Source organism: Oenococcus sicerae (assembly GCF_004102045.2).
GTDB lineage: Bacteria > Bacillota > Bacilli > Lactobacillales > Lactobacillaceae > Oenococcus > Oenococcus sicerae.
This window is the reverse complement of sequence record NZ_CP029684.2, coordinates 1,502,275-1,518,456: the sequence shown is the minus strand read 5'-3', so window position 1 is coordinate 1,518,456 and position 16,182 is coordinate 1,502,275. Positions and strand designations below refer to the sequence as shown.

Annotated in this window: 17 protein-coding genes; all 17 read right to left on the bottom strand. The window is 38.3% G+C overall.

Annotated features, from left to right (window positions below; genetic code table 11):
* Window positions 1-3 precede the first annotated feature (3 nt).
* Window positions 4-1,383 (bottom strand): RNA polymerase sigma factor RpoD, encoded by a 1,380-nt coding sequence (rpoD, locus tag DLJ48_RS07760; protein WP_128686898.1) that lies wholly within the window; start codon window positions 1,381-1,383, stop codon window positions 4-6.
* A complete protein-coding gene (gene dnaG, locus DLJ48_RS07755; RefSeq protein ID WP_128686897.1) occupies window positions 1,376-3,217 on the bottom strand; it encodes a DNA primase in 1,842 nt (613 codons plus the stop codon). The genes rpoD and dnaG overlap by 8 nt, the downstream gene beginning before the upstream one ends.
* Before the next feature lie 270 nt (window positions 3,218-3,487).
* Window positions 3,488-4,300, bottom strand: coding sequence for an ATP-binding cassette domain-containing protein (locus DLJ48_RS08625; RefSeq protein ID WP_243148574.1), 813 nt, complete (start codon window positions 4,298-4,300; stop codon window positions 3,488-3,490).
* 180 nt (window positions 4,301-4,480) lie between these two features.
* The gene (locus DLJ48_RS08620) at window positions 4,481-4,876 is read right to left on the bottom strand and encodes an ATP-binding cassette domain-containing protein (RefSeq protein WP_243148572.1); all 396 of its coding nucleotides are present in this window, start codon (window positions 4,874-4,876) and stop codon (window positions 4,481-4,483) included.
* Between the two features lie 243 nt (window positions 4,877-5,119).
* Window positions 5,120-5,710, bottom strand: a complete 591-nt coding sequence (locus DLJ48_RS08615; RefSeq protein WP_243148571.1) for a hypothetical protein — start codon at window positions 5,708-5,710, stop codon at window positions 5,120-5,122.
* The gene (locus DLJ48_RS08610; protein WP_243148570.1) at window positions 5,676-6,116 is read right to left on the bottom strand and encodes an MFS transporter; all 441 of its coding nucleotides are present in this window, start codon (window positions 6,114-6,116) and stop codon (window positions 5,676-5,678) included. The genes DLJ48_RS08615 and DLJ48_RS08610 overlap by 35 nt, the downstream gene beginning before the upstream one ends.
* A 479-nt stretch (window positions 6,117-6,595) precedes the next feature.
* Window positions 6,596-8,665, bottom strand: coding sequence for a glycine--tRNA ligase subunit beta (gene glyS / locus DLJ48_RS07740; RefSeq protein ID WP_128686896.1), 2,070 nt, complete (start codon window positions 8,663-8,665; stop codon window positions 6,596-6,598).
* Window position 8,666: 1 nt separating this feature from the next.
* Window positions 8,667-9,479, bottom strand: a complete 813-nt coding sequence (locus DLJ48_RS07735) for an SseB family protein (RefSeq protein WP_128686895.1) — start codon at window positions 9,477-9,479, stop codon at window positions 8,667-8,669.
* Entirely contained in the window at window positions 9,472-10,440 is a 969-nt protein-coding gene (gene glyQ, locus DLJ48_RS07730) for a glycine--tRNA ligase subunit alpha (protein ID WP_128686894.1), read from the bottom strand. The genes DLJ48_RS07735 and glyQ overlap by 8 nt, the downstream gene beginning before the upstream one ends.
* 251 nt (window positions 10,441-10,691) lie before the next feature.
* Window positions 10,692-11,852, bottom strand: coding sequence for an ArgE/DapE family deacylase (locus tag DLJ48_RS07725; RefSeq protein ID WP_128686893.1), 1,161 nt, complete (start codon window positions 11,850-11,852; stop codon window positions 10,692-10,694).
* Between the two features lie 27 nt (window positions 11,853-11,879).
* The gene (recO, locus tag DLJ48_RS07720; protein WP_128686892.1) at window positions 11,880-12,656 is read right to left on the bottom strand and encodes a DNA repair protein RecO; all 777 of its coding nucleotides are present in this window, start codon (window positions 12,654-12,656) and stop codon (window positions 11,880-11,882) included.
* On the bottom strand, window positions 12,656-13,585 hold the full coding sequence (gene era, locus DLJ48_RS07715) for a GTPase Era (RefSeq protein ID WP_419776160.1): 930 nt from the start codon (window positions 13,583-13,585) through the stop codon (window positions 12,656-12,658). The genes recO and era overlap by 1 nt, the downstream gene beginning before the upstream one ends.
* Window positions 13,585-14,022, bottom strand: coding sequence for a diacylglycerol kinase family protein (locus DLJ48_RS07710; RefSeq protein ID WP_128686891.1), 438 nt, complete (start codon window positions 14,020-14,022; stop codon window positions 13,585-13,587). Before DLJ48_RS07710 ends, era begins: the two co-directional genes overlap by 1 nt.
* Window positions 14,006-14,467: an rRNA maturation RNase YbeY gene (gene ybeY / locus DLJ48_RS07705; RefSeq protein ID WP_128686890.1), complete on the bottom strand. Its 462-nt coding sequence runs from the start codon at window positions 14,465-14,467 to the stop codon at window positions 14,006-14,008. Before ybeY ends, DLJ48_RS07710 begins: the two co-directional genes overlap by 17 nt.
* Window positions 14,460-15,446 (bottom strand): PhoH family protein, encoded by a 987-nt coding sequence (locus DLJ48_RS07700; protein WP_128686889.1) that lies wholly within the window; start codon window positions 15,444-15,446, stop codon window positions 14,460-14,462. The genes ybeY and DLJ48_RS07700 overlap by 8 nt, the downstream gene beginning before the upstream one ends.
* Window positions 15,443-15,892: a GatB/YqeY domain-containing protein gene (locus DLJ48_RS07695; RefSeq protein WP_128686888.1), complete on the bottom strand. Its 450-nt coding sequence runs from the start codon at window positions 15,890-15,892 to the stop codon at window positions 15,443-15,445. The genes DLJ48_RS07700 and DLJ48_RS07695 overlap by 4 nt, the downstream gene beginning before the upstream one ends.
* A 47-nt stretch (window positions 15,893-15,939) precedes the next feature.
* A complete protein-coding gene (gene rpsU, locus DLJ48_RS07690) occupies window positions 15,940-16,134 on the bottom strand; it encodes a 30S ribosomal protein S21 (protein WP_128686887.1) in 195 nt (64 codons plus the stop codon).
* Between the last annotated feature and the right edge of the window lie 48 nt (window positions 16,135-16,182).

The window sequence follows — 16,182 nt, the reverse complement described above, 5'->3', positions numbered from 1 at the left end:
AGTTCATTCCTCCATAAAGTCTTTTAATTGCTTGGAACGACTTGGATGACGAAGTTTGCGCAGTGCCTTGGCTTCAATTTGGCGGATACGCTCACGTGTTACACCAAAGACACGGCCCACTTCTTCTAAAGTCCGAGTCTTGCCATCTTCCAGACCAAAACGCAAGCGTAAAACATTCTCCTCGCGCTCAGTTAAAGTACCCAATACCTCTTCTAACTGATCTTTTAGCATTTGGTCAGAAGTAGATTCGATTGGTGACTCGCCTTCGTTGTCTTCAATGAAATCACCCAAATGAGAATCATCTTCTTCACCAATAGGTGTTTCCAAAGATACTGGTTCTTGGGCAATTTTTTGAATTTCACGAATCTTGTCAGCTGTTAATTCCATTTCTGCGCCAATTTCTTCAGGCATCGGATCACGACCAAGGTCTTGGATCAAAGTACGTTGGATCCTGATCAACTTGTTGATCGTCTCAACCATATGCACCGGAATTCTGATCGTCCGCGCCTGGTCGGCGATCGCACGTGTAATAGCCTGACGAATCCACCAAGTTGCATAAGTCGAAAACTTAAAACCTTTTGTATAATCAAATTTCTCGACAGCTTTCATGAGTCCCATATTGCCTTCTTGAATCAGATCCAAGAAATGCATGCCGCGACCAACGTAACGTTTAGCGATCGAAACGACCAAACGCAGGTTGGCTTCAGCTAGTTCCTGACGTGCACGTTCACCATCAGGACCGCCTTGTTCAATACGCTTGGCGATCGTCACCTCTTGATCAGCATTCAGCAGTGACACACGACCAATTTCTTTTAAATACATCCTAACCGGATCATTGATTTTAACTCCTTTAGGTGCAGAAGAAGCCTGTGCTAACTCTTCTTTGCTTAAAGTATTGCTCTTGACTTTCAATGATTTTTCAGATGGATTACCATTTTCGTCAACAATTGAAATACCAGCATCTTCAACTTTTTCGATCAACTTGTCAATTTGATCTGCATTCAAGCTAAAGGGTTTGGCAATTTTTTCTTCCAAATCATCATAGACAACATGACCAGTTTTTTTATTCTTTTTGATGAATGCTTTAAGACCCTTCTCATAAGTTTTTTCATCAAAATCAGCCGCAATAGGTTCAGCTTTTTTACTGTTTTTCTGTCTTAGTGGTTTTTTAGCTCTGCTTTTGACAACTGTTTTGGCTGTTTTAATCGTGATTGCTTTGTCACTGCTGTTATCCGATCCGCCAATTTTTCGATTGTAGCTCTCAGCCAAATTAAGAAGTTCGTTTTTACGATCTTTCTTTAAAAATTTAACATTTACTTTTTCTAAAGCTGCCTGAATTTCAGCAACAGTATTTTCATTTGAAACTATAATTTTTTTAGCCACGTTTGTTACCTGCCTTTTCTTTCATTAGCTTCGCTAATTGAACATTTAGTTCTTTGATACGATCATTTTGATTCAAATTAATCGCTTGCTGAATTTCGATTTTGGTTTGTTTAATTTTTTTTTCAAACGGAATTCGACTACTGAGCTGCCACAAATAATCATCAATGGCTTTGATATTATCACTTGCATAGAAATCGACTTGGTCCGTTAAGAGTTGATTAAAATTATCTTTTTCATCAGCTGTCATATTGGCCATTAAGGCATCACCAATTGCCTGATTGCCAGGATGCTTACCGCGATATCCTTTAATTAGAAAATAATAAAGTTGATTTCGCGGGTCATGAAAAATTACTTTCCCTTGTTTCTCAATTTCTTGGAAAACTGTTTCATGATAGAGGGCAGAAACGATCATTTTTCTTTCAATCATTGCTTCTTGGCTGCTTAAAGGATCACGAGCCTTCACTTCGGTCGGCGGATCCGATGCTTTTTCTAAGTTCTGGTGATACTCAGCTTGTACCTGATCAGGAGCAGTGACTTGTTTTAACGATTGATCCAAAACAGAGCGGCTCAAGCCGAACTGGTCGGAAAGCTTTTTTAAAGTCAGATCATTTGCGATCGGATTTGAATGGCTACCGAGAAATTTAAGCAAATCATTTGTATAATCACTCAAATTTGCTGGATTTTCAAGATTGCGATTTTGTTTTAAATATTCAAAAGCAAAATCATTGATCGAGGTGGAGTCCTCTTCAAATATTTGTTTTAAAGCCGCTGGACCCTTAGCCTGCAGATACTCATCTGGATCTTTTTTATCTGGAATCGTGACAATTTCTAATTGTAAGTGAGGAAATTTTTTCGCTTCTTCAATTGCACGCCAAGTCGCATTCTGGCCAGCCGAATCGCCATCATAAGCAATCGTCAATGTTGGACTATTTCGCGAAATCAACTGCAATTGGTCTTTTGTCAAACTCGTGCCCATTGAAGCAACACCATAATCGATACCGACCTTATGAGCCGCTATCACATCAAGGTAGCCCTCAAGTAGAATCAGATGCTGAGAGAGCTTTGCCGCTTGTTTAGCGACATCAAAATGATATAAAAGTTGTGATTTTTTGAAAACAGCAGTCTCTTTGGAATTGATATACTTAGCTGAATTTGCCTTGTCCAAGGTCCGTCCAGAAAAACCAACTATATTGCCATAAGAATCTTTTAAAGGAAACATGATGCGGTTGGAAAAGACATCGTGAAAACTGCCATCATCATATTGTGAGATGATACCCGAAGCTAGCTGAATCTCAACCGGGATTTTCTTTTCATCAAAAAAGTCATGTAAAGACCAGCTGCTGGGCAAAAAGCCTAACTGAAATTCTGTAATCGTTGCACGATCAAGCTTTCTGGTCTCCACTAGGTACTTTAAAGCTTCAGTCGACAAATCAGTATTCAATAATAAATGCGTGAAAATCTCAGCGGCTTGGGTGTTCAAATTAATGAGATCTTGATCTTTTTCATTAAAATGATTAGCAGCATTCTCTGTGTATTTCTGATCAATTTTGATGCCAACACTTTCGGCAGCTTTTACGACAGCTTGGGGAAAAGAAAGGCCATTTTTTTCGGAAATATAATCAAAAACATTGCCGCTGCGGCCGCATGAATAACATTTGTAACGCTGTCCGACTTCGTCAACTGTAAAACTGGGTGTATTTTCAGCCTCAAAAGGACATAGTCCCCAAAAATACTTGCCCTTTTTCTTTAGATCGACATATTTGCCAATAAAATCAACAATATTGACTGCGTCTTTAACTTGTTCAATTGTGCTTTTTGGAATTAAATTTGCCATTAAACAAGCTATTATATTACGCACATAACTTGACTTTGTCAAGTCGAATGAATGCCTTTGTAACAGCCTGTATCGGTATTATTTAATTGTGAAATAAAGATTATGTAAACCAATAGTAGCAAGAAGCATATCAATAGCGATCTGAATATTTTTAAGGATTTTTGTATTTAGCAACTTAATTATTCGATGCCTATTTTGTACTCTAAGAACTGCCTAATTAATTTGGATTGGCTCAATCTTTTGTTATTCTTTCTATTATCAGCGTTGCTATCAGTTAAAGTAATCCTGTAATGTCAAATAATCTATTACTGTTCTGTTCTCAATAACAACAACATCCGTCGTGATATTTTCAACAAACTGTTTATCATGTGATACAACGACAAATGCCGATTTGTTATTGGCAATATATTTAGTTAGGGCAACGACACCATCATAATCAAGATAATTTGTTGGTTCATCTAATATGAGTACATCGAAATCAGAAATCAAGCATGATACTATTTGTACTTTTAATAATTGGCCTCCGCTTAATTCATTTGGACTTCTATTGGCCATTTGTTGATTAACTCCTAATGCGCCAGCGACTTCTAGAATTATTTCTTCACTTACTCCTGATTTCTTAATTAACTGGGTTATGAGAGGGCTTGTAGCATCCCAATCTTGCTTGATATTTTGGTGAAAATAACTTACGCGAACCTTCTTTATTGATAATTTTTGTGCTAAGTCATTAAGGAGTGTCGTTTTACCAGCGCCATTATCGCCCAGCAATGCAATAACATGGCCCGAACGGATTTTGATTTGAAATGGGTCAATAACTAAACTCTTGCCGTTAACCTTAACACCGCTAAAAGACACTTTCATGGCTAATTTTCTCGGTTTTTGACCGGAATCTAGGACTTTTAATCCCATTTTGGAGAAGGGTTTTATATCATCGCGATGTTCATTGAATGTGATGCGCATTCTTTTTTCTGCATTTGCTAGTCGATTCTGCACCTTATCATATTTACCAGCCAAACCTTTCGCTTTTTTGTCCGAATTTGATATACCTCTTACTTTTTTTGAGCGTTGGGATTTTTCTTGCAATCGTTGTAATGATTTACGCTGCTGTTTTTTTGTTTGTTCTGTACTTCATACAACTGAAACTTTTTTTGACGTGTTTGTTCATAATCGATTTGAAAAACACTAAATTTTTCGTCATATAATTTGACTTGGTGATTTTCAATCAATAATACGTGATCTGTAATGGAATCTAAAAACTCAGCATCATGGACTTACCGTTAGTACAATTCCAGAAAAATGTTGAATTAAGCCAGTCAATGCTTTGATACCATTCTTATCTAAATTTGACGTTGGCTCATCTAACAATAAAATATCAGGATTCGAAAATACAGCTTTTTTTAATCGTTGTAGTTGTAATTCACCAGGACTACGGCACTCCTCCCAATCATTAAATTGCGAAACTATTTGTACTTGGCCATCTAAAGATATCGTTCCTTGCTGAGGTGATAATTGACCACTAATGAAATTTAGTAATGTCGTTTTGCCGAGACCATTATCGCCAAAAATGCCGATGTGGCCATCCGAAAGCTTAAAATTAGTATTTTCAAAAATAATAGTTCCTTGGTCAAATTCAAATGACATATTTTTTACGTCAATCATCAACTTAGGACCTTCAAGAATCTTTTGTCTGTTAGAGAGTATAGCAAACTAGCAACCATTAGCCCCGTTAATACAATTAAACTGATCGATTTGATTGGAATGGTTCTCGAAGTAATTGCCGCTAAAGGTGCTGTTACCATTAGTAAAGTGAATATTGTCCTCAAAGTAGTCCCTAAAATCCTGTTATCGATTTTTTCTTGTAATAGTGTGATAAGAATGATTCCAGTAAAAGTATTAAACAAACTATATAATAAAGCCCAAAAAACCAATTAACCCAGTAATCAAGATTCCTTCATTATTAATAAATGAATATAGCAAAGACAGGACAAATAAAGCGCCACTCTGAATCAATAATAGTAAACGATAGTGACTTTTGTAATTCATGACTAAAGTATGCTTATGCTGAATAACGATAGTGGCTACAACACTAGCGGCGGAGATAACTATTTGTTGAAGTGAAAAAGCATATTCAATGTTTGGTAGTTTGTCATTTAAGTAGATTGGTTGAATATACCAAAAAGTCCAATATAAAAAATTCATTACCAATGCGTATGGCATAACTGTTTGAATGACAGGTTCATGCAATATGTGCCTTAGTCCTCGAAAAGTATTGATAACTGCTTCGTTAAATTTAAACTTGACATTATTGTCCATTACCACATCAGGAATTAAATTTTTTGCAACTGAAATATTTAAAATGCCAATTGCAGATAAAACAATTAACAAAATAATTAATATAGTTGACGATTGAACATCTAAATAAGTTATCATGAACGCCAATAATGATCCCGATAGAATGCTAGAAATTCCAGAGACCGCAGAAAAAACCAGCATTATTCTTTACTCTTTCGCTTTCATTTTTAGCAAACTTATATGTTGATACCTCCACCGCAGAAGCATAAAAGACGGAAAGTAACGAGTTGAAAGTCGAAAAACTGAGTAATAACCAAATTGTGAGATTAATATGCGTTTGAAAAAGTGAGAAAAACAGGATGCTAGTCACACCTATGCGCATTAAAGATACCCATTTTAAAATTTTAGCTGGGTTAATCATGTCAGCAACAGCGCCACCAATCGGCCCTCCAACTATTTCGATGACTTGCAATGCTCCAAGCAAAGCTACCATATCTTGGCGATGTAACTTGACTGCAAAATACCAAATTAGGAATAAATTAAATGTTTGTGTAGCAACAGTTACAACACCGTCGTTTATGATTATCTTAAGAAAATTTTTATTCATATAAAAGGTGTGCCCCTATACTTCTCACGTAATGCAATGTTTTCAATTGTCCAAAATTCCTGAAAGTAAAATGGCACAAATTGATTTGAAATCAGCGGCTGTAACTCAGGAGAGTAAACTCGAGTCGTAAATCCTTCTGGGTTATCACCAACCATCACATAATAAAAAGTAGGTTTTAACACGCTACTTTTTATTTTCGTGAACTGAAATTGGCCAGTCACTAAACTCCTGTTAACGCGATTCCAGAAATCGCTACTAAAGTCATTAGGTATAATTGCTTGTGATAAATTATACCAATTTTCCCCGCGAAAGGTGTGGACAGCTTCTAGCAGCGCATGGTTAATTGTCTTTTGTAAACTATGAAATAATTTGTATTACGCACTATTAAAAATAATCTAAAATCATTTTCGGCAAATTTTCTAGTCCTCACATGTTGCCTAATTCTGCTCCTACAGCAACTAAAATCATATTTTTGACAGCTATTTGACAATGATTTTTTGCAAGTCGCCAAGCTGTGCAATTAAATGACTGATCAAATTAATCTGTGCGATTCGGTTCGCTTGGATCTGTGGATCCTTATCCATAATCATGTTTTCTTGAAAATAATCATTAATTGGATCTTTTAACAAGGCAAATTTGGCGTAAATACTTTCTTCACCCTCGCTTAGCAGCTGATCAGCCTTTTCTTGTTTTGTCAATTCATACAAATGTTTCTCCGATGCGCTTTGCAACAGCTCAGGGTTGACTTTTGCGTTACTAGGATTCTTCTCTGCTAAATTTTGAACACGTGTTAAAGCTTCAATTGTTTCGCGAAAATCAGGATCGGATGTGTGGCTTGCCAGAATTCTGATTCGTTTGAAAATATAATTTATAATGCCTTCTTTGACTTGATTAGTCGCCGCGTCAACTAAGTCATAACGGACATCGGACCGCTGTTGGCGAATACGATCCAAAAAGAAATCAATCAATTCCTTGCTGAGATCCTGAGGATCCGTAATTTTGATATTAAAACCATCAGCACGCTGATCAAGCAATTGTTTTAAGGAAATCAGTAATTTGCGAACTGAAAAATTCCATCTGCGATCATCGACAATACGTACGATTCCTAAAGCAGCTCGGCGCAAACCATAAGGATCATTAGCACCAGACGGCAAAATTTTGGCAGTAAAGAAAGAAAACAGCACATCAAACTTATCCGCTAGAGCTAGTAAAGCACCCACTTCGCTTTTAGGCAGCGTCCCATCAGCCGAAATTGGCATATATTGTTCGGATAAGGCTTGGCTGACAGTTTTATTTTCACCAAAAATTCCAGCATAAATACCCGCCATGGTTCCCTGAAGTTCAGAAAATTCACCAACCATGGCCGTTGTTAAATCGAATTTATATATCGCAGCAGATCGCATCAAATCAGTTTTTTGTTCTTCGGTAAAATTCAATTGATCAGCTAGCAAGGCTGCTATTTGGGAAACACGTTTCATATGATCAACAATATTGCCGATTTTTTCATGGAAAACTAAATGCTCAGCTTTTTTCATGAAAAAATCAATGCTGTGTTTGCGATCTTCTTCAAAAAAGAACTTGGCATCTTCTAGACGTGCAACTAAGACTTTTTCATTACCGCGAACGACATTTTCGATTTGCTGTCCATTTCCATTGCGAACCGATATGAAGTAAGGCAGCAATGCCTGTTTTGCATCAGTCACATAGAAAAAACGCTGATTATCACGCATGCTCGTAATCAGCACCTCATCTGGAACAGCTAAATATTTCTCATCAAAGCTGCCAGCAAAAGCTGTTGGAAATTCAACAATGTTGGTTACTTCCTCGAGCAAATTCTCATCTATGTGTAAATTCCAAGCATGATCTGCCGCTATTTTTTTGACCTGGCTGCGAATCAAGTTTTTGCGTTTTTTAGCATCGGCTATAACATTTGCTCCTGCTAAGATGTCCTTATAACTGTTTGCATTAGGAATTTGAATACCAGCTTTACTGAGAAAATGATGTCCGCGTGTCAAATTTCCTGCAGTCACATCGAGAATCTTAAATGGCACCACTTCACTATCTAAAAGCGAAACCAGCCAGCGGATCGGACGAACATACTCTAATTTATAATTGGCCCATTTCATATAAGTTGAGAATTTCATTTTCTCGATAACGTCAGTACCAATATGCGTTAAAATTTCGTAAGCCGGCAAGCCATTAATATGCTGACGCAAATAAACGTAGCCGTCACGCTCTGTAAAATCTGCCGTTGTTGCTTTTTGACCACGAGCAAAACCTTCAGCGGCACGGGTCCAGTTGCCATCAACATCTTTGGCTACTTTCAAGGAAGGTCCACGATGTTCTTCATCTTTTGCTTGGGAATGATCTGCTAAGCCATTGATCAAAACAGCTAGACGTCGCGGTGTTGAAAAATCTTGAATTTTTTCATATTTCAACAAATTTTCTTCAAGAAATGTTTTCACACGTTCGATCAATTGATTTTCTGATTGCGTCACCAAATGCGCTGGAATTTCTTCCAAACCGATCTCCAATAAATAGTTAGCCATCTTATTTTTCTCCCTTCAATTCAACGATTTGACCCATTCCAGCTCGTTGAGGCGCATCGATCACAATGCCGTCAGCATCAATATCTTCAGTTAAATGAAAATCGCCATTTGCCTGAGAATCCAAAAGTTCTTTTTTAGACATCAGAAAAACTGAAATACTTTCATCGTGAAAATTTTCAGCAAAAGATGCCTTTGACCATTCTTTGAGATTTTCAATATCTGTAAAAACAGATATCCATTTTGTTTGATCACTACTGTTATGCAGTGTGATATAAGAGTGGTGAAGCTGTTTTTGCTTATCCAGCAGTATCCTCCCGGGCACGAGAAAACTAATTTTATCAGCAATCGTTTCCGTTATTTTTTCATTGATCGTGACAGCATTTTCTTTTAATAGCTGGTCATTTTTCAAGCTTTGATTCAGCAATTGAATTCGTTTCAAAACATTATTTTCATAATCTTGAATCGTTAAATTGAAATCAATTTGGCTGTAGTCAAAAATCAAGCCATCAAGGCGCTCGTCAGTCGCAATTCTAATTGCCTGATCGATCAAAATCGGTTTGATGATCGGAAAAGTCAACGCAAAGCCATCCTTGAGAACACGATGCGCAAGTTTGTCGCTTGTAAAAATTAAGATATAGATTTTACCAGCCGCTGTTTTATAGCGAAAATTTGTTTCATAAAAAAATTGGCCAAATAACGCCGCGGAGACTAGATTTTGACCCGAAAACCAATTGTGTTTGGTATCGGCATTTTTATAAGCCGTTAATAAATTGGCGGTTCGTTCTGGACTATAACGTGTTTCGTTATCAGACATTTCCTGACTCCTTTGCAGCTAATTTAGCCAGCTTTTTTGTATAAATGCCCTTGTTGCCAATATATTGCTTACGAAGCTGAGGATCTTTTAATAAAGGGAAACCAAGCTTTGCTCGCGCGATAATAAATTCGTTAGCAACGGCGTGTGCCATACTACGGATACGATGCATGTAACCAGCTCTTTCGGTAACAGAAACAGCACCACGCGCATCCAACAAATTAAAAGTGTGGCTGGATTTTAAAATGTAGTCGTAGGCTGGATGAACAAGACCCAGCTTAATCAATCGTTTAGCTTCTGTTTCATATTGATCAAAGTTTTCCAAAAGCATTTTCTCATCAGATTGATCAAAGGAATAGACTGAATGCTCAAATTCTGGTTCTTTGAAGATATCACCATACAAAACACCATTGCCCCATTCAAGATCATAAACAGATGGAACATCTTGAATATAAGATGCCAAACGTTCCAAACCATAAGTGATCTCCGAGGTTACTGAGTCAACTTCAATTGAGCCTACTTGCTGAAAATAGGTGAATTGAGTGACTTCCATACCATCCAGCCAGACTTCCCAACCGATACCTGCTGCTCCCATTGACGGATTTTCCCAATTATCTTCTACAAAACGAATATCATGTTCCAAAGCCTTGATGCCTAATTTTTCCAAACTACCCAAATACAATTCTTGAATATTTTCAGGAGATGGTTTCATAACTACCTGAAATTGGTGATGCTGAAATAAACGATTTGGATTATCGCCATAACGGCCATCAGCAGGTCGACGCGAAGGCTGAACGTAAGCGGCATTCCAAGGTTCGGGCCCATTAGCTCTCAGAAAGGTATAAGGACTTTGCGTTCCGGCACCGACCTCGTTATCGTAGCCTTGCATGAGGTTAGCTCCTTGGTCAGCCCAGTACTGCTGCAAAGTTAAAATGATATTCTGCATTGATAATTTATTGCTCATTGATTCCTCCATATTATGAGTTGAAGCAATTTTTTGTTTTGGCAAATAAAAAACGTCCTCAACAGCAAAAAAATTGCTATCAGGACGCTGACGCGCGGTTCCACCTGATTTCCGCCGATTGAAAACGACGACACTTTAACAAGCAAATTTGCTCAACGATCGCCGCAAAGTTTCAACACAAATTTGAATACACTGAAATACTACTATTTTACCAGCTTAAAAACAAGATTAATGGCTATATGATGCAGTTTTCAAACTAAATAAGACTTGGCAATCCTTGTGTAAATCTCGACTGCTTGCAAATAAATATTGACAGCTAAATGTTCATTAACAGCATGTGCACATTCATCCGACTCTGGACCAAAAATCAAAATTGGAAACTTAGCACTACCTTTGATAAATTCAGAAGCTTCATTAGTTCCTGTACCAGCTACGAGATCACCTGATCTACCAGTAACCTCTTTGATCTTGGCCTGCGCTAATTTTGTAAATTCAGTCACCGGCTGCACCGGCAAGGGTAATTCAGGAAAAACTACTTTTAAGCTTAACTGTACTGCTTGTTTTTCATTTAAATCATCAATAATTTCATTGAGTTTCGCAATGATTTCATCATTGGGCGTTTCCGGGATCGTCCGCATGTTACCGCCAAGAACCGCTTGATCAGGAATTTGGTTCAGCTGTTTGCCGCCTTTTAGAATCGTGAAAGCATTTGTAAAAGAACCAAGAATGCTATTTTTTTGTGTCAGGCTGGCGAAGTAAGCATCAAAAGCATCCATCACTTTTCGCAGACCATTGATAGCATTGACCCCTTTTTCCGGCACCGAAGAATGTGCGGACCTGCCAGTAGCATAAACCTGATAATCAATGACACCTTTGTTTGTATAACCGATCTGAAAATCTTTGCGCGGTTCGCCCAAAATTAAAGCCGACACGTCATTCAAACTGCCGCTTTCAGTGATTTGTTTTGCACCGATTTCACTGGTCTCTTCACCAACTGTGCCGATCAATTTAAGGCTGCCTGCAAAATCAGAACCGTCAGTCGTAAGATCCAAGGCTGCCGAAACCAGCGCTGACAAACCGCCTTTCATATCGTCGGCACCACGACCATACAAAACACCCTCATGAATTTCAGCGGCAAAAGGATCATATTGCCAAGCAGATCGATCCCCTGCAGAAACAGTATCCTCGTGGCCAGAAAAAGCCAACACTTTATTACTGGGACTTTTGCCTTTGATCGTAATAACAACAGAATCACGATCAGTATCAGCTGAAATATAACGAGTCGTTACATTTGGAAATTTCGCGAACAAACTACCGATGTATTTTGCAATAGCTGCTTCATTTGCATTTTCACTATTAAATTGAACGATCTTTTGAAAAATTTCGATTTTATCGCGATCTGTTAAGCTCATTTTGTCAACCTTCTTTCAGTTATTTTATCAGTTCGTTGGATTTTCTGGGAATTTGTTCTGAAGTGTTTCCATTTGTTCGATAAATCGACGTGCACGTGTTTTCAGGCCAACTTGTTGATCGTAAATCAAATTAATAACACGTTGCAAACTTCGTTTGATGTTCGCCGAGATTTGAATTGAATTAATTTGCGAAACTTTTATTTCCGAAAATAATCGCAAATAATAAATTGCCTTCGGATTTGCATGCAAGCGATGAGGATCTAAAGCGTAGTGCTGCTTGGCTAGAATGCCATTATACTGTTCCGAAAAATCAAATTCACCTTCAACGGTGCCGTCAATCGGATCAGCTCTTAAATTTGGTTCAACGCCAAATACTGCTAGTAATTGAATTTCGAAAATGTTTGCAATAATTTGTGGATCAAGGCCATCATTGATTTTTTTTAAGCCTTGTATAAACATTAAGTACCAGTGATCGATCTCACTGTTCTCATCAAAAGCAGCAATCAGCAATTCAGCAATATGACTCGCATAAGCATTCAAAACAATGTCTAACGAGATTTGGTCGAATAGTGTTACAGACTCAATTGAATTAAGATAGCCAAGGCCTCTTCTCTTAGGAAAACGGCCAAAAAAATCGCCATGAACAAAAAGTTGTGTGGCAATTTTTAATTGGCTATTTGTTTTTTTGCTGCCGCGAGCCAAGTAACTGTTGATACCAATTGCTGGACTAATGATTTTGATCAAAGAGTCATTTTCCGAATAATCGCGAACACCGATCACAATGCCAGAGATTTTATCAGTCATTAGAAATCTTGCTTGGAATTATAACCGAGTTCTTGTAAAGATTGCGGTCGTTCTCGCCAACGTGCTTCAACTTTGACCCAAGTTTCTAGATAAACTTTATCACCGAGCAAATTTTCGATATCTTTGCGAGCCAGTTGACCAATTTTCTTAATCATACTGCCTTGTTTACCAATAATAATATTTTTTTGCGAAGCACGTTCGACAATGATCGAGGCCTGAATATGAAGTTTGCCATTTTCACCATCTTTTTTCATTGAATCTATTACAATCGCAATAGAATGCGGTACCTCTTGTTCGGTCAACAATAAAATTTTCTCACGGATTAATTCGGCTACCAGGAAACGTTCTGGATGATCTGTAATTTGGTCTTTTGCAAAAAACTGTGGACCAGGATTCAGTTTTTCAATGATATTTGCAACAAGTTCTTCAACAGCTTCACCGGAAATAGCAGAGATCGGATAAACTTCCGACCAATCAATCGCATTTGTTGTATAACTCGCGATCGTCTTGAAAAGATCATTTTTGTTTTTAATCAAGTCGATCTTATTGACCAATAAATAAACCGGTGTGTTTTGAACTTCTTTTAATCGCTCAATAATAAAATTGTCGCCAGGGCCGCGCTTTTCAGAAGCATCGACAACAAACCAGATCGCATCAGCTTCATTCAAGGCGCCAAAACTAGCTTTTTCCATGTATTGATCAAGGCTATTATGTGGCTTATGAATGCCAGGCGTATCCAAAAAAACAACTTGTGCTTGATCAGTTGTGTAGATGCCAGCAATTTTGTTGCGCGTTGTCTGAGCCTTATTAGAGGTGATCGCAACTTTTTGACCAATAATGTTATTTAGAAGAGTTGATTTACCCACGTTAGGCCGGCCAATAATAGCTACAAAACCTGATTTAAATTCTTTGTCCAAAATAGTCTCCATTAGTAAGTAAATAAATTATGTATTCCTAGCCAGTGCCAAAGGTAAGGCTGCAAAATAATCGCTAAAATAGCAAATTCAACAAAAACAGCAAAAACCACACCAGCTGCAGCAACATCTTTAGCTAATTTAGCTAAATCATCGTAGCGATCACCAACTGTTAAATCAACCACAGCTTCAATAATTGTATTCAAAATTTCAGCAATGATCGCAAATGAAACAGCCACTGTTACCCAAAGCCAGTCTGAGCGGCTTAAATGAAACTCGATTCCTACCCACAATACAACTAATGCGATGACGATGTGAATTCTGAAATTGCGCTCACGGCTAATCATGATCCAAATACCATTGAATGCATTAAAAAGCGCAGCAAAAAAAGTCTTGTTGCGTTTATAGCTCTTGCGCTTTGGCATAACTGGTTTTTTATCTTGTGAGTCCATATCTTTCTAGTATCTTGTCTTGTAAACCAAACATTTCATCTTCTGCTGCTTGGCTCTTAGTATGATCATACCCTAATAAATGTAAAAATCCGTGGACAGCCAGATAAGCTAGCTCACGCTCGTAACTGTGACCATATTCTTCGGCCTGCGCTTGCGCATGATCCAAACTGATAAACAAGTCGCCTAATTCCTCTGGAACACCATCAATATGAATACGATCAGCTTCTTCTAAAGCAAATGAAATCACATCCGTTGCCCGATCAGTATTGCGGTATTCTTTATTAATTTCGTGAATCTTCTTGTCATCGACAAAATTCACGGACATTTCATAATCACGATCCAGTTTCATAAAATCAGCCGCGGATGCTAATACCTTCTTGACCAATTCTGCGTCCTTGCCTGTTAATTCTTCTTGTTGATCATTTAAAACTACCACATCAAGCATGCTCTTCAGCTTCTCTTTTCTTTTCATCTCGTTCATAGGCGTCGACGATCAGTCCAACCAAGGGATGTCTCACAACGTCATCGTGTGTGAATTCAACCATGCCGATCGACTTGACCCCTTGAAGAATTCGGCGAGCCTGAATCAACCCTGATTGTTTGGAGCCATGCGGTAAATCAATTTGCGAAATATCACCATTGACTAGCATACGTGAATTGAATCCCAAACGCGTTAGAAACATTTTCATCTGTGCCGGAGTTGTATTTTGAGCCTCATCTAAAATAATAAAAGCATTATCAAGCGTGCGTCCACGCATATAGGCCAAAGGCGCTACCTCAACGATTTCACGTTCGATCAAACGACCAGCTTGTTCAGAACCAACGATAGCGTCCATCGCATCATAGATCGGTCGCAAATAAGGATCAACTTTTTCTTTTAGGTCACCTGGCAAAAATCCCAATGATTCGCCTGCTTCAACTGCCGGTCTTGTAATAACAATGCGATCAACGTCACCTTTTTTAAAAGCCGAAATCGCCATCACAACAGCCAGAAAAGTCTTACCAGTACCAGCGGGACCAATGCCAAAGGTAATTTCGTTCTTCTTGATCGATTCGACATACTGCCGCTGACCAAAATTCTTCACTCTAACCGGGCGATTGCGAGCATCGTTGATCAAAGACTCTGAATAAAGTTCCGAAAAATACGCTAAAGTGCCCTTCTTTTGCATACTAATGGCGTTGGCAACATCGGATGAACTAAGCAAAATATGTTTTTTGATCAACTTTATTAATTCAAGCAAAACCAAGGCAGCAGCATTAACTTTTGATTCTTCGCCATCAACGATGATTGAGTTACCGCGCTGACTGATATCGACACTTAGTCCCTGTTCCAGAATCGCCAAATATTTGTCCTGATTGCCAATGACATTTTGCAGCTGCTCCGGGCTGTCTAATGAAAATTCACGACTGATTTTCTGACTCATTGAGCACCCAATTTTTCCTTCACGATCGCAGCTAATTTGCCACCATCAACGCGTCCTTTAGTCTGAGCTGATAATTTGCCCATCACTTTTCCCATGTCTTTTAAACCATTAGCATTAAGCTCAGATATGACTCGTGCCACCAATTCTTGCAGCTCCTGGTCAGACAATGGTGCGGGTAAATATTGCTGCAAAACTTTGATCTCATTTTCTGTCTGTGAAACTAAATCATCTCGTTTGCCTTTTTTGAATTCACTGATCGAATCATTTCTAGACTTGACTTCGCTCGCTAAAACACCTATTACTTCTTCATCTGATAGTTCATGACCAATTTCGATCTGCTTATTAGAAATTGCGGCCTTGAGCATTCTTAAAACGCTTAAGGTTGGTTTGTCTTTGGCTTTCATCGCTGTAATGATAGCTGATTGAATTTCACTTGTTAAACTCATATTTCTCCTGTTTTTATATAAAAAAAGGCCTTGCGGCCGCTGAAAAATTAATGATCGTTACGAGCACGCTTACGAGCACGCTTTTGAGCTGCTTCGCTTTTGAGCTTACGAGCAACTGAAGGTTTTACATAGTACTCACGCTTACGAACTTCTTGAAGGGTCCCATCCTTGGCGACACCACGCTTGAAGCGGCGCAGTGCATCATCAAACGACTCATTATGACGAACAATAATACTTGCCATGAAATATCCCTCCTTCCGTGTCCGATTTACTTGCGTATGACTCAATAA